The organism is Fusobacterium sp. SYSU M8D902, assembly GCF_040199715.1.
GTDB lineage: Bacteria > Fusobacteriota > Fusobacteriia > Fusobacteriales > Fusobacteriaceae > Fusobacterium_A.
Window position 1 is genome coordinate 36,212 of the sequence record NZ_JBEFNA010000011.1, and the last position, 21,002, is coordinate 57,213.

A 21,002-nucleotide genomic window follows, 5' to 3' on the forward strand; every position below is an offset into this window, starting at 1 on the left:
TATGGAGGTACAGATATGAATTTTAGAAATTTAATTGATGAAAGTCTAATTGTTCTTGATTCTGATTGCAAAACAAAAATTGAAGTTATCAATAAATTAGTTGATCTTCTAGATGCAAGTGGAGTTTTAGAAAATAGAGATGAATTTTTTAAAGTTGTTATGGAGAGAGAAACAAAATCTCCTACTGGATTAGAAGAGGGGTTAGCTATTCCACATGGAAAATCTACAACTGTTAAAAATGCTAAGATTTCAGCAATAAGATTAAAGAACAAAATCTCTGACTGGGAATCAGTTGATGAAGACAACGAGGTTGAATTAGCTTTCTTAATAGCTATTCCAGATTCTGAAAAAGGTTCTACTCATATAGAAGTTCTTTCAAATTTGACTACTCTATTTATGGAAGATGGATTTTTAGAGGAGTTAAAAAATGCTAAAACTAAAAAAGAGTTTCTAAATGTCATACTAAAAGAGGAGAAAGTAGAGGAAGAAAAAGTGGAAGAAAATACTTTTACTTATGAAGTTGAAGAGAAAAAAGATTTTAAACAAACTTTAAATAGAATGAAGGAACACTTACTATTTGGAACATCTCATATGATTCCATTTATAGTTGCTGGTGGAGTATTACTTTCGTTAGCTGTAATGTTATCTGGAAAAGGTGCTGTCCCTGATAGTGGTTTCTTAAAAGAGATGGCAGATATGGGTATTGCAGGACTTACTCTTTTCACTGCTGTTTTAGGAGGATATATAGCTTACTCTATAGCTGATAAACCAGGTTTAGCACCAGGTATGATAGGATCTTGGATAGCAGTTCAAAACTATAAAACTGGATTCTTAGGAGCAATCATTGTTGGTTTTATAGCTGGATTTATTGTTCAATATTTAAAGAAAATAAAATTACCAGATAGTATGAAGTCACTAGGTTCAATATTTATCTATCCCCTAATTGGAACTTTCTTAGTATGTTCAGTTGTAATCTGGATAATAGGTACTCCTATTGCAAGTATGATGGGAGCAATGAACAATTGGCTAGCTGGAATGGCTGGTAGTGGAAAAGTTTTATTAGGAACTATTTTAGGTGGAATGACTGCATTTGATATGGGTGGACCTATCAATAAAGTTGCTACTCTTTTTGCTCAAACTCAAGTTGATACTCAACCTTGGTTGATGGGAGGAGTTGGAATCGCTATCTGTACTCCACCTTTAGGAATGGCATTAGCTACATTTATGTCTCCTAAAAAATATACAAAAGATGAAAAAGAAGCTGGAAAAGCTGCTGCTATTATGGGACTTATTGGTATTAGTGAAGGTGCAATTCCATTTGCTGCTGCTGACCCTATGAGAGTTTTACCTGCCATAGTTGCTGGAGGTATTGTTGGAAACGTTATCGGTTTCTTAATGAACTGTATTAACCATGCTCCTTGGGGAGGTTGGATTGTTCTTCCAGTTGTTGAAGGAAAAATAGGATATATAATTGGTACTATAGCTGGAGCTTTAGTTACTGCAATAATTGTAAATAGTTTAAAACCTGTTGCTGTTGAAGAAGAGGAGCTAAAAGAAGAGATTGAAAATTACGAAAGTGTACAAGGTGAAGGAGAAGCAGAAGTTTTAGCAATAACATCTTGTCCTTCTGGAGTAGCTCATACTTTCTTAGCTGCAAAAGCTCTAGAAAAAACTGCTGCTAAATTAGGAGTAAAAATAAAAGTAGAAACTCAAGGAGCAAATGGAATCGTTAACAGAATAACTCCAAAAGATGTTGAGAATGCTAAAGTTATTATCTTTGCTCATGATGTTGCTATTAAAGAACCTCATAGATTTAAAAATATAAAAGTAGTAGATGTTAAAACTAAGGTAGCTATTCAAGATCCAAAAACTCTAATTCAAAATAGCTTAAAATAATAGAAAAAATAACCTCTCCAATTAGATCACTAATCTGGAGAGGTTATTTACTATCTATTCGTTTATTAATCTAGCTATTTCACTAACTTTTGATAATTTCATAACTTTTTCTCTAAAACTATCATCAAGAATTTTTTTAGATAGATCTATCAATACACTAATTTTATCAGTTCCCTTTCCTTCATCTGGGATAGCTAACATAAATACCATTTTGGCAATCTCTTTCTCTTCTACATTCCACATAATTGGAGTTTTTAATCTTGCAAATGCTATTCCTGGTTTCTTTACAGTTTTTGAAGTACCATGAGGCAATCCAACATCATATCCTACAGCAGTTGGTGCTATATCCTCTCTCTTATATAAAGCAGTTAAAAACTCTTCATAATCTTCAACAAATTCCTCTTCAGCAAATGCCTTTGCCATTCTCTCTATCACTTCTTTTTTTGTGCTACAATCTAACTCTAACATTACTAACTTCTCTGTTATTAGTCCCATTATTTCCTCCTTATAATTGTATAGTAATCTACAATTTCTTCTCCCTGCATTATCACTTATTTAATCTCACAATAATATTATACTTTTTTAATGACATTACTTCAAGTAAAGTTTACTTTATTTAAAGAAATTTATATACAAATGATAACTAGAAATAATAGGTAGTATGTAAAAATATATTTTTCTCTATTTATCTAAATTTTTAAGATTTAACTCCCTTATTATAATTTCAGCTACCTTTCCAGCAACTAATCCTGTGAATAGAGTACATTGTTCCTTATGTTCTGCCTTAATCATATCAAATTCTCTAGTTAATACACGACAACATAGACTATTCTTCCCATTAGCTACTTTAAACCAATCGTGAAGTTCCTTTGTTAATTCCATTAATTTTTTTACTTTTGGATCATTAGGTATACTACGTCCAAAAAATATTCCTAGAGCTAATACTCCACCTGATACTGCTCCACATAGACACTTTGATCCCCCTATTCCAACTGGAAAACCTGAGGCCATCTTTATAACTTCCTCAGGTATATCTAGTTCAAAATTACTTCTAATAGAACTCACTACTGCTTCTGAACAATAAAATCCACCAAATAAATCTTCTGCATCCTTTATAACTTTTTTTACACTTACCTCTTGTTTTACATTCATAAGATCCTCCTTAAAATAAAAAAAAGAGGAGCTCATTGCTCCCCTCATATCTAACTATTATTAAACTAGCTCGATTATAGCCATTTCAGCTGAGTCACCTTTTCTAACAGTAGTTTTGATGATTCTTGTGTAACCACCATTTCTCTCTGCATATTTAGGTGCTATTTCGTTGAATAACTTAGCTACTACTTCTTCGTTTCTTAAGAATGCAAATGCATTTCTTCTAGAAGATAAAGTATTTTTCTTTCCTAAAGTTATCATTCTCTCAGCAAATTTTCTTAATTCTTTTGCTCTAGTTACAGTAGTTTCTATTTTCTCTGCACTTAGTAAAGATATAGTTAAGTTTTTTAGCATAGCTTTTCTATGGTCAGCTCTTCTACCTAACTTTCTATATGATTTATTGTGATTCATTTAGTTAGCTATCCTCCTTATATATTCTTACTCAGGAGATCCATTTTGATTTAGATCATATCCTAATTCTTTCATTTTCTCTAGGATCTCATCTAATGATTTTCTTCCTAGATTCTTAATTTTTAGAAGTTCGTTAAGCGACAATTTTGCTAATTGGCTTACTTCTTCTATTCCAGCTTTCTTTAAGCAGTTAAATGATCTAACTGTTAAATCAAGCTCCTCTATCTTAGTATTTAGAATATTATCATCTTTAGAATGAGTAGTTGAATCCTCATCTTCGTCCTCAACATCAGTTCTTAAATTTTCCATTTTATTTCCTAATTCTAAGAACGGATCAAAGTGTAACTTCAATAACTCAACTGCATAAGATAATGCATCTCTAATTTCAATGCTTCCATCTGTTTCTATATCTAAAGTTAGTTTGTCGAAATCAGTCATTCTTCCAACCATAGTGTCTTGGATAGTATATGATACCTTTCTAATTGGTGTGTATATAGCATCTACAGCTATATAGTCAACTGCCCAATCTTTTCTTTCGATATCTTCTGATACAACAAATCCTTCTCCAGTATCTACAAGAAATTCCATGTCAAGTTCTCTATCTGTAGTTATTGTACAAATAACTTGGTCAGGATTTACTATTTCTATTCCTACATCAGGTATTATATCAGCAGCAGTTACTGTTTTAGGTCCTTTAACTGAAAGAGTCATTTTTCTCTCTCCAGTTGTTTCAGCTTTTACAACTATTTCTTTTATGTTTAGGATAATCTCAGTAACAGCTTCCTTTATTCCTTCCATAACAGAGAATTCACTTAATACACCGTTAATTCTCACACCTTTAATAGCAGCTCCTGGGATAGACGAAAGTAAAACTCTTCTCAAAGCATTACCAACAGTATGCCCATAACCTCTATATAAAGGCTCAACCACGTATTGTCCTTTAAATTCATTCTCTTTTACTTCAGTTATATTGATACCCCTTGCATGTTTTTCAATCTTTAACATTTAATCAACTCCTATTAAAAGGGCTTATTATCTAGAGTAGAACTCAACTATTAATGACTCGTTTAGATCGAAATCTAAATCATCTTTAGTTGGGTTTTGTAAAACTTTACCAGAGAAAGCAGCTCTATCTAACTCTAACCAAGCTGGTACAGTTGCATCCTCTACAGACGCTTTTATTATATCTAAGTTTTTAGAGTTCTCTATTATAGAGATAACGTCTCCTACTTTTACTCTGTAAGAAGCGATATTAACTCTTCTTCCGTTTACAGCAACGTGTCCGTGAGAAACGATTTGTCTAGCTTGTCTTCTAGTTTTAGCAAATCCTAATCTGTAAACTACGTTCTCTAATCTTCTTTCTAAGTATTCAATTAAAGTTAAACCAGTTACACCAAGTTTTCTTGCTGCTTCCTCGTATATCTTTCTGAATTGTTTTTCCATTACATTATATATAAATTTCGCTTTTTGTTTTTCTCTTAATTGAACTGCATACTCTGTAGGCTTCTTGTTTGCATTTGGTCTAGGTCCTCTTTTAGAAGATTTGTTAACTCCTAAAACTACTGGATCAATTCCTAGCGCTCTACATTTCTTCAATACAGGCTGTCTATTTCTTGCCATTTTCTAAATATTCCTCCTTTATATTCATTTTGCCGCAATAATTTTCAAAATAAATAAGTGAGACTACACTCTTCTTCTTTTTGGTGGTCTACATCCATTGTGTGGGATAGGAGTAACATCAGTTATCTTAGTTACTTCTAATCCAGCTGCTTGTAATGATCTGATACAAGCTTCTCTTCCTGATCCTGGACCTTTCACTCTTACTTCTACTTTTTTCATTCCATTTTCCATAGCAATATTTGCTGCTTGCTCAGCTGCGATTTGAGCTGCAAATGGAGTTCCTTTCTTAGTACCTTTGAAACCAGAAGTTCCTCCTGATTTCCAACTTACAACTTTACCTTCTGCATCAGTAATAGCAACTATTGTGTTATTAAAAGTTGAATGTATATGGGCAACTCCGTTAGGAATATTTTTAACTTTCTTTTTAATCTTAGCTACCTTCTTTTTAGCCAACTTAAGCTACCTCCCTTGCTAAATTATAAAATTCTATAATTCCTCTAAAATACTCGATTATTTTTTAATAGGTTTTTTTGGACCTTTAACTGTTCTTGCGTTAGTTTTTGAACTTTGTCCTCTTACAGGTAGATTCATTTTGTGTCTTAATCCTCTGTAACATTTGATATCCATAAGTCTTTTTATAGAAAGTCTTACTTCTTTTCTTAGGTCTCCCTCTACTTTAATTGTTTCTACAATAGCTCTAATTTTGTTTACTTCTTCTTCAGTTAAGTCCTTAACTCTTGTATCAAAGTTAATTCCCGCTTCTGTTAAAACTTTTTGTGAAGTTGGTTTTCCAATTCCATAAATGTAAGTTAAAGCTATCTCAACTCTCTTGTTTCTTGGGATATCTACTCCTGCTATTCTAGCCAAAATTGTTTCCTCCTCTATCGAAAATTTTATATATTTTGCTAGTAATTATAAACTAGCTCAATACTTTCGTCGATATGTTCCGTTTCCTAAATTCGGAGATGGCTCTACAGCCAACATATCTTTACAGTACTACATGTCATAATTGTCGTACTTTTTAACAAACTCTCTTTCAAAATTATCCTTGAACTTGTTTGTGTTTAGGGTTTTCACATATAACTCTAACTTTTCCATGTCTCTTGATAACTTTGCACTTGTCACAAATAGGTTTAACTGATACTCTTACTTTCATTCATCTGCCTCCTTTCGTGATATTAATTTTTTTTCCTGTATACTATTCTACCCCTTGACAAGTCATAAGGAGAGATTTGTACAGTCACTCCATCTCCAGGTAAAATTTTAATATAGTTCATTCTCATTTTCCCAGAGATATGGCCTAAAATAGTGTGCCCATTCTCTAATTCAACTTTAAACATCGCATTTGGAAGGGCTTCTAAAATAGTACCTTCTAATTCGATAACATCTTTTTTTGACATAATTCCTCCTATCGAACAGAACTTCAAATTATTATAGCACGTAAATCACAAAAAGTCTATAAAAATTATTGATTTATCTAAACTTTTTTTATGGATTTACATTACTCTATTTCACTTAAAATTACTGCTTTACCATCTATTATTGCAACTGAATGTTCAAAGTGTGCAGATCTTTTTCCATCCTTTGTTACAACTGTCCACCCATCATCTTTCATATTCAATTTGTATGTTCCAACATTTACCATTGGTTCTATTGCAAACACCATTCCATTTTCAATTTTAATACCTCTTCCTTTTCTTCCAAAGTTAGGTATCATTGGATCCTCATGCATAGATAATCCAACTCCATGACCAGCATAATCTCTAACTACACTAAATCCATTTTTTTCAACATACTGTTGTATTGCATGACCAATATCTCCAAGTCTATTCCCTGCAACAGCCATCTCTATTCCAATTGTTCTTGATTTTTCTGTTACTTCTAGAAGTTTTTTAGATTCTTCATCTATCTCTCCAACAGGTAGAGTTATTGCAGAATCTCCATAGTAACCATTCAACACTGTTACTGTGTCAATGCTCACTATATCTCCCTCATTTAATACTCTTCCATTTGGTACTCCATGAACTACCTCTTCATTTACAGATATACATGTAGCTGCTGGAAAAGCTCCATAAGGTCCTGGTACTCCAATACACCCTGGTATAGCACCCTGACTTCTTATATAGTCCTCTACAATCTTATCAATTTCATATGTAGAAACTCCTGGTTTAATATACTTTGGTAAAATATCATTGTATAGTCTTGCAATTATTTGATTAGATTTCTTTATTTCCTTTATCTGATCTAAAGTCTTTATTAATGCCATTTATAACTCCTTTCTAATATAAAATTATCCAAGGATAGCAAAAATCTCTTTTGTTATAGCATCTACTTCTTTTGTTCCATCTATCTCAACTAATAGATTTCTTGATTGATAGAAATCAAATAATGGAGCTGTTTGAGAGTGGTATTCTCCCAATCTTTTTGTTACTGTCTCAGCATTATCATCTTTTCTAGTGATTAACTCTCCACCACAGTAGTCACATTTTCCTGCTACTTTTGAAGGGTTAAATTCAACGTGGAAAGATGCTCCACAAGCTGGACATACCTTTCTTCCTGTTACTCTTCCTACTATCAATTCATCTGGAACGTTTAATGATATAACTTTATCTAGAGCTATTCCCATCTCTTTCATTAATACTTCTAGAGCCTCTGCTTGAGCTAAAGTTCTAGGGAATCCATCTAATATGAATCCTTTTTTACAATCCTCTTGAGATAATCTGTCTTTTATTATTCCTATAATTGTTGAATCTGGAACTAATTTTCCTTCATCCATAAATTTTTTAGCCTCTAATCCCATAGCAGTTCCCTCTTTTATAGCTGCTCTTAAGATATCTCCTGTTGAAATTTGAGGTATTCCATATTTTTCTATTAGGAACTTTGCCTGTGTTCCTTTTCCTGCACCTGGTGCACCAAATAACATTATATTCATATGTTATCACTCCTTAAATTTATTTTGTTTTCACTTTTCTATTATACTACACTTTCCAAAAAAATGCACGATTTTATGAATAAAAAAAAGAGAGAAACTCTAATTTTCTACTCTTTTTTTTAAGCTATTTCTATTTTTTTACTCTTTCAAAATACTCTTTTCCCTTAAAATAATAAACTAAAGAGAATACAATGATAATCATTCCTGCTACAGTATTGAAAGTAGGTTTCTCATCTGGTAGTATGATCCAGCTTAGTACAGCACCTAAAATTGGATTTATCAATCTACACATATTGACCTCTGAAACTTTTGTATTCTTGTCTTGTAAAGCCATAAACCAAAAGCTGAAAGCAAATACTGATACGAAAACTAAAATTCCTAAGCTAACATAAAATCCCAATGGTTTATCTATAAAACTTCTGTATCCCTCTATACTAACTCCTGTTAGATATAATAACAATCCTCCAAAAAACATCTGTACAGCATTTAAAAATATTGGATCTATATTAGCTTTATATTTTGCTACTTTAATTCCTGAATAACCTTGAAGTACTATATTCAAGTATAGAAATAGTATTCCTAAAAAACTAGCACTATTTAATGAATATCCAGTACTTTTTACTCCAAGTATCATAAACAATCCAACCAAACTTATCAATATACTAACTATCTTATGTTTATTTAACTTGTCATCACTTGTTAAAATATGACTTAAAATTACATTTACAAATGGTGTTGTTCCCATTATTATAGATGAAATAGCTCCATCAACTAAATTTACCCCTAAATAGAAAACTGCATACCCTAAAAATATATTTAATAGTATCAACAGTGTAAATAATCTCCTATTTTCTTTTATCTCCTGCCACATTCCTCTATGCCAAGTATATATAAATAAGATTATTCCAACTGATGTAAATCTTAAACCTGCAAAGTTCATTGGTGTCATATTATAACTAAGTCCTGTCTTAATAACTGGATTCACTATAGCCCATAAAACCGATGCTAAAATTGCATAAACTAATCCTTTTTTTCTCATTTTTCTATTCCTTTCTAAAATTTTCTATTCTTTAATATTCTAATATAAATAATATCTTATCTCAAGAAAAATTTTCTTTTATTGTTCTATATATGAAACTTAAAAAAAGCACAACCCTAAGGTTGTGCCTTTTATATAAAGCTCTATATAAATCCTTTATACTCTCTCATTACTAAATGAGCATTTATTTGTTGAACTGTATCAATAGCAACTCCAACTACGATAATTATTCCTGTTCCACCAAAGAATACTGGTAGTCCAAAAGAAGTAAATATTGCATATGGAAGTATTGATATAGCCGCTAAGAAGAAAGCGCCACCCCAAGTTATTCTTGTAACAACACCTTCTAAATACTCAACTGTCTCTGTTCCTGGTCTTATTCCTGGAATTGTTCCTCCACCTTGCTTTAAGTTATCTGCAACCTTTTCAGGATCGAAAACTATAGCAGTATAGAAGAATGAGAAAAATATGATTACTGCAGCATATAATATCATATATACTGGATGACTTTGATTAAATATCATCGCCAATGTAGTTTTCAGAGTATACTCTGACGGGATTGCATTAACTATAGCTGATGGTATCATCATAACTACAGAAGCAAAGATTACAGGCATTACTCCTGCACTATTTAACTTAAGAGGTATATATGAGTTTTGTCCCATTCCTCCTCTTCCATTAAACCCTTTTCCTACATAGTGAATTGGTATTTTTCTTTGTCCCAACTGAAAAACAACTATTCCTGCTACAACTAATATTCCAGCTAGGGCTATTAATAATAATACAGGTATTAAAAACTTACTTCCTCTCATACTTTGAATAGTCTGAACAACGTTTGAAGGTCCTCCAGATATTACATTTAGAAAGATTAGAAGTGAAACTCCATTTCCTATTCCTTTAATAGAGATCTGCTCCCCAATCCACATTAAGAATACAGTACCTGCTGTTAAAGTAACTATAGTAGTTAAGAAAAATGCAGTTCCTGGAGTTGTTACTAGTCCTACTGATTGTAGCCACATACAAACTCCAAAAGATTGAATTATTGCTATTCCAATTGTTAAATATCTAGTCCATTGAGTAATCTTGTTTCTTCCTGATTCTCCCTCTTTTTGAATCTCTTCAATCTTGGGAATAATCACAGCTAATAAGCTGAAAACAATTGATGAGTTAATGTATGGAACTATTCCAAGAGCAAAAATAGATACTCTTTTAAAAGCTCCACCTGAGAACATATTTATATAACCTAATATATCACTTTGTGTTGTCATAGTTGCAAGTCTGTCGACATCTACTCCTGGTGCAGGAATATATGTCCCAACTCTTGCAACTAAAAACATCAACAAGGTGAAGACGATTCTCTCCCTTAATTCGGGAATCCTCATAATGCTACTCAATTTCGTATTAAATTTTTCCATTAAAGTCAAAACAACTTCACCTCGCTTTAGGTTTTAGCAAGTTATTATTACTTGTTATTCTTTGCAACGTCAGCAAAAGTTTTAACTTCTATAATTTCTACTACTCCACCTTTTGCTTCTATAGCAGCTTTTGCAGATGCAGAAATTTTGTGAGCTTTTACAGTTAATTTTTTATCTAAAGTTCCGTTTCCTAAAACTTTGATACCGTCCATCATTTTTCTAACTAATCCAGTTTCGAATAAGATTTCTGGAGTAACTTCTGCTCCCTCTTCAAATCTATTTAAAAGATCTAATGTAATTACAGCATACTCTTTCTTGAATAATGCGTTAGAGAAACCTCTTTTTGGAACTCTTCTATAGATAGGCATTTGTCCACCTTCGAAGTAAGGTTTTACTCCTCCACCAGCTCTAGACTTTTGTCCGTTGCTTCCTTTTCCAGCTGTTTTACCTAATCCAGAAGATTCTCCTCTTCCGATTCTTTTTCTAGCTTTTCTTGGTACAGAAGGCATTAATTCGTTTAATTTCATATTAAGCTTGCACCTCCTCTACTTTAAGTAAGTAAGAAACTTGAGCTAGTTTACCTTTTAACTCAGGAGTTTCTACATGCTCCACAACATCATTCATCTTCTTAAGCCCTAGCGACTTTACAGTTGCTATGTGGTTAGGCTTTCTTCCGATTATGCTTTTTACAAGCTCTATTCTAAGCTTTACCATCTCTAAATTCCCTCCTAGCTTAAGATATCTTTAACTTCTTTACCTCTTAAAGCAGCGATTTGCTCAGCTGTTCTAAGTGATTTTAAAGCTTCTATTGTAGCTCTAGCAACGTTATGTTTGTTTCTAGATCCTTTGATTTTAGTTAAAATGTCATGTACTCCAACAAGCTCTAATATCTCTCTTGTTGCAGAACCAGCGATAACTCCAGTTCCTTCATAAGCTGGTGCCATCCATAAAGTTGTTGCTCCCCATTTTCCTTCAGTTTCATGAGGAATAGTAGATCCTTTTAGAGAAACATCTACTAAATTTTTCTTTGCAGAAGAAAGTGCTTTTCTTATAGCATCAGGTACACCATTAGCTTTACCTAATCCTAATCCAACTTTACCTTCTCCATCTCCAACAGCTGCTAAAACTGAGAAAGATATAGTTCTTCCTCCTTTAGTTGTCTTAGAAACTCTTGATATCTTTAATAATTTTTCTTGATATTGTTTTTCTTCTCTATTTGCTAACTTAGACAAGTGAAATCCTCCTCTCTAATAGAATTAGAAGCTTAATCCAGCTTCTCTAGCTGCCTCAGCAAGAGCCGCTACTCTTCCTGTGTACTTGTATCCTGATCTATCGAATACGATATTAGTTATTCCTTTAGCTGCCGCTCTTTCTGCAAGTGCTTTACCTACAGTTTTAGCAGCTTCTGTATTTCCACCATTTGCAATATTTGCTTTTAATGCTTTATCAATAGTTGATGCAGAAACTAGAGTTACTCCATTAACATCATCTATTAATTGAGCAAAGATATTGTTGTTTGATCTATATACAGAAAGTCTTGGTCTATCAGCTGTACCAGAAATTTTGTTTCTGATTGATAAATGCTTTCTTGTTCTTACAGCTTGTCTATCTACCTTCTTAAACAACTGTCTTACCTCCTTTTAGTTAAGCTACCTTACGATTTTTTTCCTTCTTTTCTTCTAACAACTTCGTCAGAATACTTAACTCCTTTTCCTTTGTAAGGCTCAGGAGCTCTTTTAGCTCTTATATCAGCAGCAACTTGTCCTACTACATCTTTTTCGCTACCATCGATATGGATAGTTGTATTCTTTTCTACTGTGAATGTAATTCCAGGTACTTCATCTATAATAACTGGATGAGAGTATCCTAGTGCTAATTCTAATCCTTTTCCTTTTGCAGCTGCTCTGTATCCAACTCCAACTAGGTTAAGAGTTTTTCTAAATCCTTGAGAAACTCCTACGATCATGTTGTTGATTAAAGCTCTTGTAGTTCCATGTATAGCTCTTACAGCTGGTAAATCGTTTGGTCTTTCAACAACGATTTCATTTTCTACTTTTTTTATAGTTAATTCTGAATTAAATTCTTTTGTTAGAGTACCTTTTGGTCCTTTTACAGTAACTACGTTTCCGTTTAATGTTACTTCAACTCCAGAAGGCACTATAATAGGTTTTTTACCTACTCTTGACATTTACTAACACCTCCTAAGTTATTATTACCAAACAAATGCAAGAATTTCTCCACCTACGTTTTCTCTTCTAGCTACTCTGTCAGTAACAATTCCCTTAGAAGTAGATACGATAGCAATTCCTAATCCTGATAATACTCTTGGCATATCTTCTACTGAAGAATACACTCTTCTTCCAGGTTTAGAGATTCTTTTTATTCCTTTGATAACTCTCTCTTTACCATCATATTTTAAGTAAACTCTTATATTTTTTTTGTTCCCATCAGTCACAACTTTATAGTTAGCTATATATCCTTCTTCTTTTAGGATTTCTGCTAATCTATCTTTTAAATTTGAATGAGGTACATCTACTTTCTCATGCATTACTGCATTTGCATTTCTGATTCTTGTTAACATATCAGCAATTGGATCTGTTAAATACATCTACGAAAATCCTCCTTCCTATAATATTACCAAGATGATTTTTTAACTCCTGGTATTACTCCAGCTCCTGCAAGCTGTCTGAATTTTACTCTCGAAATTCCAAATTCTCTCATGAATCCTCTTGGTCTTCCGTCTAACTGACATCTATTTCTTTTTCTAACTACAGAAGAATCTTTTGGAAGTTTGTTTAATTCGAACATAGCTTCCATGTCACCTTCAGCAACTCTCTTCTTTAGCTCAGCTCTTTTTTCAGCATATTTCTCGCATAGTTCAGCTCTTTTAACATCTCTAGCGATCATTGACTTCTTTGCCATTTATTCTTTACCCTCCTCACTATTACTTTTTGAAAGGCATTCCAAACGCCTTAAGTAAAGCTCTTCCTTCTTCATCATTTTTAGCAGAAGAAACGATAGTGATAGACATTCCTAAAAGTTTTTCAACTTTATCAAATTCGATTTCAGGGAAAACTAATTGATCTCTTAATCCTAAAGAGTAGTTTCCTCTTCCGTCAAATGAGTTAGCTGAAACTCCTTCGAAGTCTCTTACTCTTGGAAGAACCACATTCACTAATCTATCTAGAAAATCGTACATTCTTTCTTTTCTTAAAGTAACTTTTGCTCCGATTGGCATTCCTTCTCTTAATTTGAATCCTGCTTCAGATTTCTTAGCCTTTCTTACTATTGGTTTTTGTCCAGTAATAATAGTTAGATCTCCCATAGCAGCATCTATTAATTTAGAGTTTTGAGTAGCTTCTCCAACTCCCATATTTACTATTATCTTTTCTAGCTTTGGACATTCCATTACGTTATTAATTCCTAACTCTTTTATTAAAGCTGGAGCTACAACGTCATTATATAATTTATGATATCTAGAAACGTATTTAGACACTTACGTTTTCCTCCCTTCTTATAGAACTTCTCCAGATACTTTTGAGTATCTTACTTTTTTACCATCTACCATTTTGTATCCAACTCTTGTTGGTTTTCCAGCTTTCTCATCAAATAACATTACTTTAGATGAGAATATAGCAGCTGGCTTGCTAACAACTCCACCTTGTGGGTTTATTGGAGTTGGCTTCATATGTTTAGTTACTATATTTATTCCTTCAACTACAACTTTTCCTTTTTTAGGGAATACCTTTACAACTTTACCTGTTTTACCTTTATCTTTACCAGAGATTACATAAACCATATCTCCTGTTTTTACGTGTAAAGTTTCTGGTATAAATTTAATTTTAGGTTTAGCCACGATATTAGCCTCCTCTCTTATTTATTAGATTACTTCTGGAGCTAGAGATAAAATCTTCATAAAGTTTTTAGCTCTTAACTCTCTTGCAACTGGTCCAAATATTCTTGTTGCTTTTGGCTCATTGTTGTTATTGATTATAACTCCTGCGTTATCATCAAATTTTATATATGATCCATCTTCTCTTCTTAATTCTTTTTTAGTTCTAACTATTACAGCCTTAACTACGTCACCTTTTTTAACGTTTCCACCAGGGATCGCTTCTTTAACAGATGCTACAACGATATCTCCAATTTTTCCGAATCTTTTTTTAGATCCACCTAATACTCTGATTATCATTAATTTTTTTGCACCTGAGTTATCAGCAACGTTAAGGATAGTTTGTTGTTGTACCATTAAATTATCCTCCTCTCACAATAATTGGAATTATCTAGCTTTCTCAACAATCTCTACTAGTCTCCATCTTTTATCTCTTGATAATGGTCTAGTTTCCATAATTCTTACTCTATCTCCAGTTTGAGCTACATTATTTTCATCGTGAGCTTTAAACTTAGTAGTGCTTTTTACTCTCTTCTTATAGATTGGGTGTAAAGCCATTGTTTCTATTGCAACAACGATAGTTTTATCCATTTTATCAGAAACAACTATTCCTTCTCTAACTTTTCTTTCGTTTCTCAAGACATTAACCTCCTCTTCCTAAGAATCAATTTATACTTTGAATGAGATTATCTTTCATTTAAGATTGTATTTATTCTAGCAATTTCTCTTCTAACTTCTCTGATTTTAGCAGTGTTAGTAAGTTGACCTAATGAAAGTTGGAACTTTAGGTTGAATAGCTCTTCCTTAAGCTCTTTACACTTAACAACTAAGTCTTCAGTTGACATTTCTCTTATTTCCTTAGCTCTCATTAGTTTTCACCACCATTCTCTCTTTTTACTATTTTACATCTTACAGGAAGTTTCATAGAAGCTTTTCTTAATGCTGCTATAGCTTTCTCTTCAGTTACTCCTGAAACTTCGAACATCATTCTTCCAGGTAAAACTACTGCTACCCAACCTTCAACGCTTCCTTTACCTTTACCCATTCTCACTCCAGCTGGTCTAGCTGTGATAGGTTTGTCAGGGAATATTCTTATGAAAGTTTTTCCTTCTCTTTTGAATGTTCTGTTGATTGCAACCCTGCATGATTCTATTTGTCTATTTGTTATCCAGTGTGGCTCAAGAGCTTGTAGTCCGTAATCTCCGAACGCTACAGTGTTACCTCTTTGAGCTGTACCTTTCATTCTACCTCTAAACATTTTTCTATGTTTTGTTCTTTTTGGCATTAACATGACTACGCTTCTCCTCCTTCCCTTTTAGTTGGAAGAACTTCACCATGGAAAACCCATACTTTTATTCCAAGAGCTCCATAAGTTGTGTGAGCTGTTGCTGTTGCATAATCAATATCAGCTCTTAATGTATGTAAAGGAACTTTTCCTTCAACTACCCACTCAGCTCTGGCAATTTCTGCTCCATTTAGTCTTCCTGAAACCATAACTTTGATTCCTTTAGCTCCAGCTCTCATAGCTCTCATTACAGCTTGGCTTACAGCTCTTTTGTATGCTACCCTTTTCTCGATAGATGTAGCAATGTTTTCAGCAACTAGTACAGCATCTTTGTTAAATTCTTTAACTTCTTGTACTTTTACAGTTACTTTCTTTCCTGTTAATTTCTCAAGATTTACTCTTAAGTTATCTATTTCAGCACCTTTTCTTCCGATGATTATTCCTGCTTTAGCTGTGTAAACAAGAACTACTACATTTGAAGGAGAAGTTCTTTCGATCTTTACCTTCGCTATTCCTGCGTGGAAGTAGTTTTTCTTGACATACTCTCTGATTTTTACATCTTCATGGAAGTACTTAGCGTATTCCTTTTTATCTGCATACCAGTTAGAATCCCAAGATCTTGTTATTCCAAGTCTTAGTCCTCTAGGGTCTACTTTTTGTCCCACAGTCTTACCTCCTTAAACTACTTTTCAGAAACAGCAACAACAATGTGAGCTGTTGGCTTTCTGATTATATCTGCTCTTCCCATAGCTCTAGGCATTATTCTCTTAAGAGCTGGTCCATCATTTATCATAATTGTTGAAACTACTAACTTATCTTCGTCCATTTTGAAGTTGTTAGTTGCATTAGCAATAGCTGATGCTAATGTCTTCTTTATTAATCTAGCTGATTTTTTATTTGTATATTCTAGAATATCTAATGCTTCTAGTGCTGATTTTCCTCTCACTAAGTCAGCTACTAATCTAGCTTTTCTAGGAGACATTCTTACGTATCTCGTAATTGCTCTAGCTTCCACTAGTCCAACCTCCTCTTTACTTTCTCAAATATATGCTTAATTGAAATTATTTTTTCTTTTTCTTGTCTACTCCGTGTCCATAGTAAGTTCTAGTTGGAGCGAATTCTCCTAATTTATGTCCAACCATTTGCTCAGTTACGTGAACAGGGATATGTTTTTTCCCGTTATATACACCAAAAGTGATTCCGATGAAGTTAGGGAATATTGTTGATCTTCTTGACCAAGTCTTAATAACTGCTTTTAAGTTTTCAGAAGCTACTGCCTCTTCTACTTTTTTCATTAAGTGGTGGTCACAGAAAGGTCCTTTTTTTAATGATCTAGCCATTCCTTATTAGCCTCCTCTCGAATTTAGAATTACTTATCGTTTCTTCTTCTTACGATAAACTTATCTGTAGTTTTCTTACCTCTAGTTTTAACACCTAAAGCAGGTTTTCCCCAAGGTGTTAAAGGAGCTTTTCTACCTACAGGATTCTTTCCTTCTCCTCCTCCATGAGGGTGATCACAAGGGTTCATTACAGATCCTCTTACATGAGGTCTTTTTCCCATATGTCTGTTTCTTCCAGCTTTACCAATTTGTACTAAGCTATGTTCTGAGTTTCCTACTTCACCGATTGTAGCCATACATTCACCGTGAATTAATCTTAACTCACCTGATGGTAACTCAACGTGACAGTAAGTTCCTTCTTTTGCAACTAGTCTTGCTGCAGTTCCTGCAGATCTAACTAATTGTCCACCCTTTCCTCTTTGTAGTTCAATATTGTGAATTTGAACCCCTACTGGCATATCTTTTATTTTAAGTGCGTTTCCTGGTTTAATCTCAGCTTGAGATCCTGCCATAACCATGTCACCTTTTTTTAGTCCTTTAGGAGCTAGTATATATCTTTTCTCTCCATCAACGTAGAATAAAAGAGCTATATTAGCTGTTCTATTTGGATCATACTCGATAGATTCTACTCTAGCAGGTATATCTAATTTATTTCTCTTGAAATCGATAATTCTGTAAAGTCTTTTGTGTCCTTTTTGTCTATCTCTACATGTTCTGTGTCCATAGTTGTCTCTACCATATGCAGATTTTAAAGGTACAGTTAAAGACTTTTCAGGTCTTACATTATCTAAATCCGTATTAACTAATCTTGACATTCCTCTTTGTCCATTAGTAATAGGTTTCATTTTTCTAATAGCCATTTTTGCTTAACCTCCGAAAAAATTCCTTTATATTTAGACCTATATATATCTTTAGCCGTTAATCTATTACACTTCTTTAAAATAAGTGATTGTGCTTCCTTGAGCTAATTTAACAATAGCCTTCTTTTTAGCTTGAGTTTTGTAAAGTTTCATTCCGTGTCTTTTAACAACTGGTTTGCTGTTTAAAGTAGATACAGATTCAACTTTTACGTTAAATATTTCCTCTACAGCTTTTCTTATTTGAATTTTGTTTGCTTTTGTGTTTACTTCGAAAGTATATTTGTTATACTCTCTTCTTAACATTTCACTTTTCTCAGTGATAACAGGTCTTTTGATGATATCATAAGCTGTCATTATCCAAGCACCTCCTCTATTGTAGTTAGTGCCTCTCTAGTTACGATTACTTTCTCTTGCTTTAATAACCAGTAAACTCCGATCTCGTTTGGTTGTAATACAACTGCGTTCTCTAAGTTTCTTACTGATAAGTATAAGTTGTAATCGTTTAACTCTGCTAAATCATTTACTACGAATAATTGCTTGTTAGTTGCATTAACTGCATTTGTTAAAGCAATTATTGTTTTTGTTTTTGGAGTTTCGATAGTTCCTTCAAGAACTAAGATATCTCCGTTAGCAACTTTAGCAGATAAAGCTGATCTTAATGCTAAGTTTCTAACTTTCTTGTTAACTTTTTTCTCGTATGATCTTGGGTGAGGACCGAATGTTACTCCTCCACCAACCATGTGAGGAGCTCTGATACTTCCTTGTCTAGCTCTACCAGTTCCTTTTTGTTTAAAAGGTTTTCTTCCTCCTCCTCTAACCATTGCTCTAGTCTTAGTAGCTGCAGTTCCTTGTCTAGCAGCTGCTAATTCTGCAGTTAGTACTTCATGAAGTACTGCTTGATTAGGCTCAATCCCAAACACTGTATCTTTAACTTCTACAGTTCCAGTTTGAGTTCCTGTCAAGTCATATATGTTTAAAACTGCCATTATTTTCCTCCTTCCACATCTACTAATGAATTATTTTTTTACAGCTGGTTTAACAACTATGTAACCGTTCTTTGCTCCAGGTACTGCACCTTTTATTAGTAATAAGTTGTTTTCTGCATCAACTTTAACTACTTTTAAGTTTTGAACTGTTACTGTTTCGTTACCATATTGTCCAGCCATTCTTTTTCCTTTTAATACTTTACCAGGCCAACTTGACATTCCGATAGATCCACCTAGTCTGTGGTTTCTAGATACCCCGTGAGAAGCTCTGTTTCCACCGAATCCGTGTCTCTTCATAACTCCTGATGTTCCTTTACCTTTTGAAGTTCCTGTAATATCTACATAAGCTACTTCAGCAAGTACATCAACTTTGATCTCTTGACCTAATTCATAACCTTCAACTGAGTCAACTCTTAATTCTTTTACGAATCTTTGAGGGTTTACTCCTGCTTTCTTGAAGATTCCCATTACTGGTTTAGTAGTGTTTTTCTCTTTTTTCTCATCAAATCCTAATTGTAGAGCTGTATATCCATCGTTTTCTACAGTTTTCTTTTGTAGTACGAAGTTAGGACCAGCTTCAACAACTGTTACTGGAATGAATTTTCCATCTTCAAAAATTTGAGTCATTCCAATTTTCTTTGCTAAAATTCCTGACATTTTTCTACCTCCATCAAATAATATATTGGTTGACAACTTGACCTCGTGGTTCTACCACTTTGCTTTAAAAAAAGCGCCAACTTGTATTATTCTGTAAGGAAATTTTTTATTCCGATAATCATCTTATCAAACAAATCAAATTCTCGAAATATAACCTTACAATGTTTTTCTAAAAATCAACTAGATTTGTTTGATTTCTATTCCAACACCAGCTGGTAAGTTAACTGCTGTTAACGAAGCTATTGTCTTTTGTGTAGAATTGTTGATTTCAACCATTCTTCTGTGTACTCTCATTTCAAATTGTTCTCTTGAATCCTTGTTTACATGCACTGATCTTAATACAGTGTACTTTCTAATTTTAGTAGGTAATGGCATAGGTCCTGCGATCTCCGCTCTAGACTTTTTAGCAACTTCCGCTATTTTCTTAGCTGATTGATCTAATAAAGTGTGATCATAAGCTTTTAAGTAGATTCTTAATTTGTTAGAAGCCATTTATTCTTTACACCTCCTTGAAAATTATCTTTAAGGATTTTTTCAAATATCCTTATACACTTTAAAGAGTATATCATACTTTCCCAAAAAAGAAAAGCTTTTTTTTATTTTTTTCTAAAGTTTTTTTGAGTTTTTTTCAAATATAGATTTAGAGATCATTTTACAAGGAAACAACCAGCAAAAATTTCCAATCTTCAATCTTTATTATTATTTTATATATTTTTCTATAAAAAAAAGGAAGCTTTAAAAGCTCCCTTTCATATCAATTATTATTTAAGAATTTCAGCAACTACTCCTGAAGCTACTGTTCTTCCACCTTCTCTGATAGCGAATCTTAATCCTGTTTCCATTGCGATCGCGTGGATTAATTCAACTCTCATTTCGATGTTGTCTCCTGGCATTACCATTTCTACTCCTTCTGGTAATGTGATTGCTCCAGTTATGTCAGTTGTTCTGAAGTAGAATTGTGGTCTGTATCCTGAGAAGAATGGAGTATGTCTTCCTCCCTCTTCTTTAGTTAATACGTATACTTCTGATCTGAAGTTTGTATGTGGAGTGATTGATCCTGGCTTAGCTAGAACTTGTCCTCTTTCTACGTCTTCTTTCTTAGTTCCTCTTAATAATGCTCCGATGTTGTCTCCTGCTTGTCCTTGGTCAAGTAGTTTTCTGAACATCTCTACTCCTGTACAAGTTGTTTTTGTAGTTGGTTTTATTCCTACTATTTCAACTTCTTCTCCAACTTTGATGATTCCTCTTTCTACTCTTCCAGTTACAACTGTTCCTCTTCCTGTGATTGTGAATACATCTTCTATTGGCATTAAGAATGGTTGGTCTACTGCTCTTTCTGGAGTTGGGATATACTCATCTACTGCGTTCATTAATTCCATGATTTTGTCTACCCATTGTTGCTCTCCATTTAATGCTCCTAATGAAGATCCAGCTACTACAGGGATGTCATCTCCTGGGAATCCGTACTCAGTTAATAACTCTCTTACTTCCATTTCTACTAATTCTAGTAACTCAGC

Annotated in this window: 36 protein-coding genes; 1 reads left to right on the forward strand and 35 read right to left on the reverse strand. The window is 33.4% G+C overall.

Going from position 1 to position 21,002, the window contains the following annotated elements; genetic code table 11:
- Nucleotides 1–15 precede the first annotated feature (15 nt).
- Nucleotides 16–1,896: a PTS fructose transporter subunit EIIC gene (locus tag ABNK64_RS05870; RefSeq protein ID WP_349763798.1), complete on the forward strand. Its 1,881-nt coding sequence runs from the start codon at nucleotides 16–18 to the stop codon at nucleotides 1,894–1,896.
- 54 nt (nucleotides 1,897–1,950) lie between these two features.
- Here ABNK64_RS05870 and ABNK64_RS05875 read toward each other — a convergent pair whose 3' ends face one another.
- The 35 genes from ABNK64_RS05875 to ABNK64_RS06045 all read right to left on the reverse strand — a co-directional run.
- Nucleotides 1,951–2,391: a PTS sugar transporter subunit IIA gene (locus tag ABNK64_RS05875; protein WP_349763799.1), complete on the reverse strand. Its 441-nt coding sequence runs from the start codon at nucleotides 2,389–2,391 to the stop codon at nucleotides 1,951–1,953.
- 186 nt (nucleotides 2,392–2,577) lie between these two features.
- Complete coding sequence (locus ABNK64_RS05880) at nucleotides 2,578–3,048, reverse strand: C-GCAxxG-C-C family protein (RefSeq protein ID WP_349763800.1); 471 nt, start codon at nucleotides 3,046–3,048, stop codon at nucleotides 2,578–2,580.
- Nucleotides 3,049–3,108: 60 nt separating this feature from the next.
- On the reverse strand, nucleotides 3,109–3,459 hold the full coding sequence (rplQ, locus tag ABNK64_RS05885) for a 50S ribosomal protein L17 (RefSeq protein ID WP_291256221.1): 351 nt from the start codon (nucleotides 3,457–3,459) through the stop codon (nucleotides 3,109–3,111).
- Between the two features lie 27 nt (nucleotides 3,460–3,486).
- Nucleotides 3,487–4,464 carry a DNA-directed RNA polymerase subunit alpha gene (locus tag ABNK64_RS05890; RefSeq protein WP_291256220.1) on the reverse strand — a complete coding sequence of 326 codons (978 nt, stop codon included), beginning with the start codon at nucleotides 4,462–4,464 and terminating at the stop codon, nucleotides 3,487–3,489.
- A gap of 27 nt (nucleotides 4,465–4,491) precedes the next feature.
- Nucleotides 4,492–5,079: a 30S ribosomal protein S4 gene (gene rpsD, locus ABNK64_RS05895; RefSeq protein ID WP_291256219.1), complete on the reverse strand. Its 588-nt coding sequence runs from the start codon at nucleotides 5,077–5,079 to the stop codon at nucleotides 4,492–4,494.
- A gap of 63 nt (nucleotides 5,080–5,142) precedes the next feature.
- Nucleotides 5,143–5,532: a 30S ribosomal protein S11 gene (rpsK, locus tag ABNK64_RS05900; protein WP_005885940.1), complete on the reverse strand. Its 390-nt coding sequence runs from the start codon at nucleotides 5,530–5,532 to the stop codon at nucleotides 5,143–5,145.
- Between the two features lie 57 nt (nucleotides 5,533–5,589).
- Complete coding sequence (rpsM, locus tag ABNK64_RS05905) at nucleotides 5,590–5,946, reverse strand: 30S ribosomal protein S13 (RefSeq protein ID WP_176846798.1); 357 nt, start codon at nucleotides 5,944–5,946, stop codon at nucleotides 5,590–5,592.
- A gap of 175 nt (nucleotides 5,947–6,121) precedes the next feature.
- Nucleotides 6,122–6,235 (reverse strand): 50S ribosomal protein L36, encoded by a 114-nt coding sequence (gene rpmJ / locus ABNK64_RS05910; RefSeq protein ID WP_005885935.1) that lies wholly within the window; start codon nucleotides 6,233–6,235, stop codon nucleotides 6,122–6,124.
- Between the two features lie 22 nt (nucleotides 6,236–6,257).
- Complete coding sequence (infA, locus tag ABNK64_RS05915; RefSeq protein WP_005885934.1) at nucleotides 6,258–6,479, reverse strand: translation initiation factor IF-1; 222 nt, start codon at nucleotides 6,477–6,479, stop codon at nucleotides 6,258–6,260.
- Between the two features lie 101 nt (nucleotides 6,480–6,580).
- On the reverse strand, nucleotides 6,581–7,345 hold the full coding sequence (gene map / locus ABNK64_RS05920; protein WP_291256218.1) for a type I methionyl aminopeptidase: 765 nt from the start codon (nucleotides 7,343–7,345) through the stop codon (nucleotides 6,581–6,583).
- A gap of 24 nt (nucleotides 7,346–7,369) precedes the next feature.
- A complete protein-coding gene (locus ABNK64_RS05925; RefSeq protein ID WP_300341722.1) occupies nucleotides 7,370–8,011 on the reverse strand; it encodes an adenylate kinase in 642 nt (213 codons plus the stop codon).
- Between the two features lie 130 nt (nucleotides 8,012–8,141).
- Complete coding sequence (locus ABNK64_RS05930) at nucleotides 8,142–9,050, reverse strand: DMT family transporter (RefSeq protein WP_349763801.1); 909 nt, start codon at nucleotides 9,048–9,050, stop codon at nucleotides 8,142–8,144.
- A 143-nt stretch (nucleotides 9,051–9,193) separates the two neighbouring features.
- Nucleotides 9,194–10,474 carry a preprotein translocase subunit SecY gene (secY, locus tag ABNK64_RS05935; RefSeq protein WP_300341726.1) on the reverse strand — a complete coding sequence of 427 codons (1,281 nt, stop codon included), beginning with the start codon at nucleotides 10,472–10,474 and terminating at the stop codon, nucleotides 9,194–9,196.
- A gap of 38 nt (nucleotides 10,475–10,512) precedes the next feature.
- Entirely contained in the window at nucleotides 10,513–10,992 is a 480-nt protein-coding gene (gene rplO, locus ABNK64_RS05940; protein WP_349763802.1) for a 50S ribosomal protein L15, read from the reverse strand.
- A 1-nt stretch (nucleotide 10,993) separates the two neighbouring features.
- Complete coding sequence (gene rpmD / locus ABNK64_RS05945) at nucleotides 10,994–11,179, reverse strand: 50S ribosomal protein L30 (RefSeq protein WP_005885913.1); 186 nt, start codon at nucleotides 11,177–11,179, stop codon at nucleotides 10,994–10,996.
- A 14-nt stretch (nucleotides 11,180–11,193) separates the two neighbouring features.
- Nucleotides 11,194–11,697, reverse strand: coding sequence for a 30S ribosomal protein S5 (gene rpsE / locus ABNK64_RS05950; RefSeq protein WP_005885912.1), 504 nt, complete (start codon nucleotides 11,695–11,697; stop codon nucleotides 11,194–11,196).
- A 24-nt stretch (nucleotides 11,698–11,721) separates the two neighbouring features.
- Complete coding sequence (gene rplR, locus ABNK64_RS05955; protein ID WP_291256213.1) at nucleotides 11,722–12,090, reverse strand: 50S ribosomal protein L18; 369 nt, start codon at nucleotides 12,088–12,090, stop codon at nucleotides 11,722–11,724.
- A 29-nt stretch (nucleotides 12,091–12,119) separates the two neighbouring features.
- Nucleotides 12,120–12,653 carry a 50S ribosomal protein L6 gene (gene rplF / locus ABNK64_RS05960; protein WP_291256212.1) on the reverse strand — a complete coding sequence of 178 codons (534 nt, stop codon included), beginning with the start codon at nucleotides 12,651–12,653 and terminating at the stop codon, nucleotides 12,120–12,122.
- A gap of 24 nt (nucleotides 12,654–12,677) precedes the next feature.
- A complete protein-coding gene (gene rpsH / locus ABNK64_RS05965; protein ID WP_005885908.1) occupies nucleotides 12,678–13,073 on the reverse strand; it encodes a 30S ribosomal protein S8 in 396 nt (131 codons plus the stop codon).
- Nucleotides 13,074–13,099: 26 nt separating this feature from the next.
- Nucleotides 13,100–13,387, reverse strand: a complete 288-nt coding sequence (gene rpsN / locus ABNK64_RS05970; protein ID WP_005885905.1) for a 30S ribosomal protein S14 — start codon at nucleotides 13,385–13,387, stop codon at nucleotides 13,100–13,102.
- A 22-nt stretch (nucleotides 13,388–13,409) separates the two neighbouring features.
- Nucleotides 13,410–13,961, reverse strand: coding sequence for a 50S ribosomal protein L5 (gene rplE, locus ABNK64_RS05975; protein WP_291256211.1), 552 nt, complete (start codon nucleotides 13,959–13,961; stop codon nucleotides 13,410–13,412).
- 18 nt (nucleotides 13,962–13,979) lie between these two features.
- Nucleotides 13,980–14,321, reverse strand: a complete 342-nt coding sequence (gene rplX, locus ABNK64_RS05980; RefSeq protein ID WP_204688121.1) for a 50S ribosomal protein L24 — start codon at nucleotides 14,319–14,321, stop codon at nucleotides 13,980–13,982.
- 24 nt (nucleotides 14,322–14,345) lie between these two features.
- The gene (gene rplN / locus ABNK64_RS05985) at nucleotides 14,346–14,714 is read right to left on the reverse strand and encodes a 50S ribosomal protein L14 (protein WP_005885899.1); all 369 of its coding nucleotides are present in this window, start codon (nucleotides 14,712–14,714) and stop codon (nucleotides 14,346–14,348) included.
- A gap of 30 nt (nucleotides 14,715–14,744) precedes the next feature.
- Nucleotides 14,745–14,996 (reverse strand): 30S ribosomal protein S17, encoded by a 252-nt coding sequence (gene rpsQ, locus ABNK64_RS05990; RefSeq protein ID WP_005885897.1) that lies wholly within the window; start codon nucleotides 14,994–14,996, stop codon nucleotides 14,745–14,747.
- A gap of 47 nt (nucleotides 14,997–15,043) precedes the next feature.
- Nucleotides 15,044–15,226 (reverse strand): 50S ribosomal protein L29, encoded by a 183-nt coding sequence (gene rpmC / locus ABNK64_RS05995; protein WP_005885895.1) that lies wholly within the window; start codon nucleotides 15,224–15,226, stop codon nucleotides 15,044–15,046.
- Nucleotides 15,226–15,648 (reverse strand): 50S ribosomal protein L16, encoded by a 423-nt coding sequence (rplP, locus tag ABNK64_RS06000; RefSeq protein ID WP_291256210.1) that lies wholly within the window; start codon nucleotides 15,646–15,648, stop codon nucleotides 15,226–15,228. The genes rpmC and rplP overlap by 1 nt, the downstream gene beginning before the upstream one ends.
- 2 nt (nucleotides 15,649–15,650) lie before the next feature.
- Nucleotides 15,651–16,307, reverse strand: coding sequence for a 30S ribosomal protein S3 (rpsC, locus tag ABNK64_RS06005; RefSeq protein WP_005885879.1), 657 nt, complete (start codon nucleotides 16,305–16,307; stop codon nucleotides 15,651–15,653).
- A 17-nt stretch (nucleotides 16,308–16,324) separates the two neighbouring features.
- The gene (rplV, locus tag ABNK64_RS06010; RefSeq protein ID WP_291256209.1) at nucleotides 16,325–16,657 is read right to left on the reverse strand and encodes a 50S ribosomal protein L22; all 333 of its coding nucleotides are present in this window, start codon (nucleotides 16,655–16,657) and stop codon (nucleotides 16,325–16,327) included.
- Between the two features lie 46 nt (nucleotides 16,658–16,703).
- Nucleotides 16,704–16,982 (reverse strand): 30S ribosomal protein S19, encoded by a 279-nt coding sequence (gene rpsS / locus ABNK64_RS06015; RefSeq protein ID WP_291256208.1) that lies wholly within the window; start codon nucleotides 16,980–16,982, stop codon nucleotides 16,704–16,706.
- Between the two features lie 29 nt (nucleotides 16,983–17,011).
- Nucleotides 17,012–17,842: a 50S ribosomal protein L2 gene (rplB, locus tag ABNK64_RS06020; protein WP_291256207.1), complete on the reverse strand. Its 831-nt coding sequence runs from the start codon at nucleotides 17,840–17,842 to the stop codon at nucleotides 17,012–17,014.
- A 66-nt stretch (nucleotides 17,843–17,908) separates the two neighbouring features.
- A complete protein-coding gene (rplW, locus tag ABNK64_RS06025; RefSeq protein WP_005885871.1) occupies nucleotides 17,909–18,196 on the reverse strand; it encodes a 50S ribosomal protein L23 in 288 nt (95 codons plus the stop codon).
- Nucleotides 18,196–18,828 (reverse strand): 50S ribosomal protein L4, encoded by a 633-nt coding sequence (gene rplD, locus ABNK64_RS06030; protein WP_291256206.1) that lies wholly within the window; start codon nucleotides 18,826–18,828, stop codon nucleotides 18,196–18,198. The genes rplW and rplD overlap by 1 nt, the downstream gene beginning before the upstream one ends.
- Nucleotides 18,829–18,858: 30 nt before the next feature.
- Nucleotides 18,859–19,485 (reverse strand): 50S ribosomal protein L3, encoded by a 627-nt coding sequence (rplC, locus tag ABNK64_RS06035; RefSeq protein ID WP_291256205.1) that lies wholly within the window; start codon nucleotides 19,483–19,485, stop codon nucleotides 18,859–18,861.
- Between the two features lie 180 nt (nucleotides 19,486–19,665).
- On the reverse strand, nucleotides 19,666–19,977 hold the full coding sequence (rpsJ, locus tag ABNK64_RS06040; protein ID WP_349763803.1) for a 30S ribosomal protein S10: 312 nt from the start codon (nucleotides 19,975–19,977) through the stop codon (nucleotides 19,666–19,668).
- A 269-nt stretch (nucleotides 19,978–20,246) separates the two neighbouring features.
- A partial coding sequence (locus ABNK64_RS06045) for an elongation factor Tu (RefSeq protein ID WP_349763804.1) occupies nucleotides 20,247–21,002 on the reverse strand: 756 nt, incomplete at its 5' end.

Excerpts from the sequence above, each read along its gene's own strand:
- rpsS (WP_291256208.1), bottom strand. The coding sequence starts at position 16,982 with ATGGCTAGATCATTAAAAAAAGGACCTTTCTGTGACCACCACTTAATG.
- rplQ (WP_291256221.1), bottom strand. The coding sequence starts at position 3,459 with ATGAATCACAATAAATCATATAGAAAGTTAGGTAGAAGAGCTGACCAT.
- ABNK64_RS05890 (WP_291256220.1), bottom strand. The coding sequence starts at position 4,464 with ATGTTAAAGATTGAAAAACATGCAAGGGGTATCAATATAACTGAAGTA.
- infA (WP_005885934.1), bottom strand. The coding sequence starts at position 6,479 with ATGTCAAAAAAAGATGTTATCGAATTAGAAGGTACTATTTTAGAAGCC.
- rplN (WP_005885899.1), bottom strand. The coding sequence starts at position 14,714 with ATGGTACAACAACAAACTATCCTTAACGTTGCTGATAACTCAGGTGCA.
- rpmC (WP_005885895.1), bottom strand. The coding sequence starts at position 15,226 with ATGAGAGCTAAGGAAATAAGAGAAATGTCAACTGAAGACTTAGTTGTT.
- rplB (WP_291256207.1), bottom strand. The coding sequence starts at position 17,842 with ATGGCTATTAGAAAAATGAAACCTATTACTAATGGACAAAGAGGAATG.
- rpsH (WP_005885908.1), bottom strand. The coding sequence starts at position 13,073 with ATGTATTTAACAGATCCAATTGCTGATATGTTAACAAGAATCAGAAAT.
- rplC (WP_291256205.1), bottom strand. The coding sequence starts at position 19,485 with ATGTCAGGAATTTTAGCAAAGAAAATTGGAATGACTCAAATTTTTGAA.
- rpsJ (WP_349763803.1), bottom strand. The coding sequence starts at position 19,977 with ATGGCTTCTAACAAATTAAGAATCTACTTAAAAGCTTATGATCACACT.
- rplW (WP_005885871.1), bottom strand. The coding sequence starts at position 18,196 with ATGACAGCTTATGATATCATCAAAAGACCTGTTATCACTGAGAAAAGT.
- ABNK64_RS05930 (WP_349763801.1), bottom strand. The coding sequence starts at position 9,050 with ATGAGAAAAAAAGGATTAGTTTATGCAATTTTAGCATCGGTTTTATGG.
- rplO (WP_349763802.1), bottom strand. The coding sequence starts at position 10,992 with ATGAAATTAAACGAATTAATGCCTTCTGTACCAAGAAAAGCTAGAAAA.
- map (WP_291256218.1), bottom strand. The coding sequence starts at position 7,345 with ATGGCATTAATAAAGACTTTAGATCAGATAAAGGAAATAAAGAAATCT.
- rplP (WP_291256210.1), bottom strand. The coding sequence starts at position 15,648 with ATGTTAATGCCAAAAAGAACAAAACATAGAAAAATGTTTAGAGGTAGA.
- rpsD (WP_291256219.1), bottom strand. The coding sequence starts at position 5,079 with ATGGCAAGAAATAGACAGCCTGTATTGAAGAAATGTAGAGCGCTAGGA.
- rplD (WP_291256206.1), bottom strand. The coding sequence starts at position 18,828 with ATGGCAGTTTTAAACATATATGACTTGACAGGAACTCAAACTGGAACT.
- ABNK64_RS05875 (WP_349763799.1), bottom strand. The coding sequence starts at position 2,391 with ATGGGACTAATAACAGAGAAGTTAGTAATGTTAGAGTTAGATTGTAGC.
- rpmJ (WP_005885935.1), bottom strand. The coding sequence starts at position 6,235 with ATGAAAGTAAGAGTATCAGTTAAACCTATTTGTGACAAGTGCAAAGTT.
- ABNK64_RS05870 (WP_349763798.1), top strand. The coding sequence starts at position 16 with ATGAATTTTAGAAATTTAATTGATGAAAGTCTAATTGTTCTTGATTCT.
- rpmD (WP_005885913.1), bottom strand. The coding sequence starts at position 11,179 with ATGGTAAAGCTTAGAATAGAGCTTGTAAAAAGCATAATCGGAAGAAAG.
- ABNK64_RS05880 (WP_349763800.1), bottom strand. The coding sequence starts at position 3,048 with ATGAATGTAAAACAAGAGGTAAGTGTAAAAAAAGTTATAAAGGATGCA.
- rpsN (WP_005885905.1), bottom strand. The coding sequence starts at position 13,387 with ATGGCAAAGAAGTCAATGATCGCTAGAGATGTTAAAAGAGCTGAACTA.
- rplF (WP_291256212.1), bottom strand. The coding sequence starts at position 12,653 with ATGTCAAGAGTAGGTAAAAAACCTATTATAGTGCCTTCTGGAGTTGAA.
- ABNK64_RS05925 (WP_300341722.1), bottom strand. The coding sequence starts at position 8,011 with ATGAATATAATGTTATTTGGTGCACCAGGTGCAGGAAAAGGAACACAG.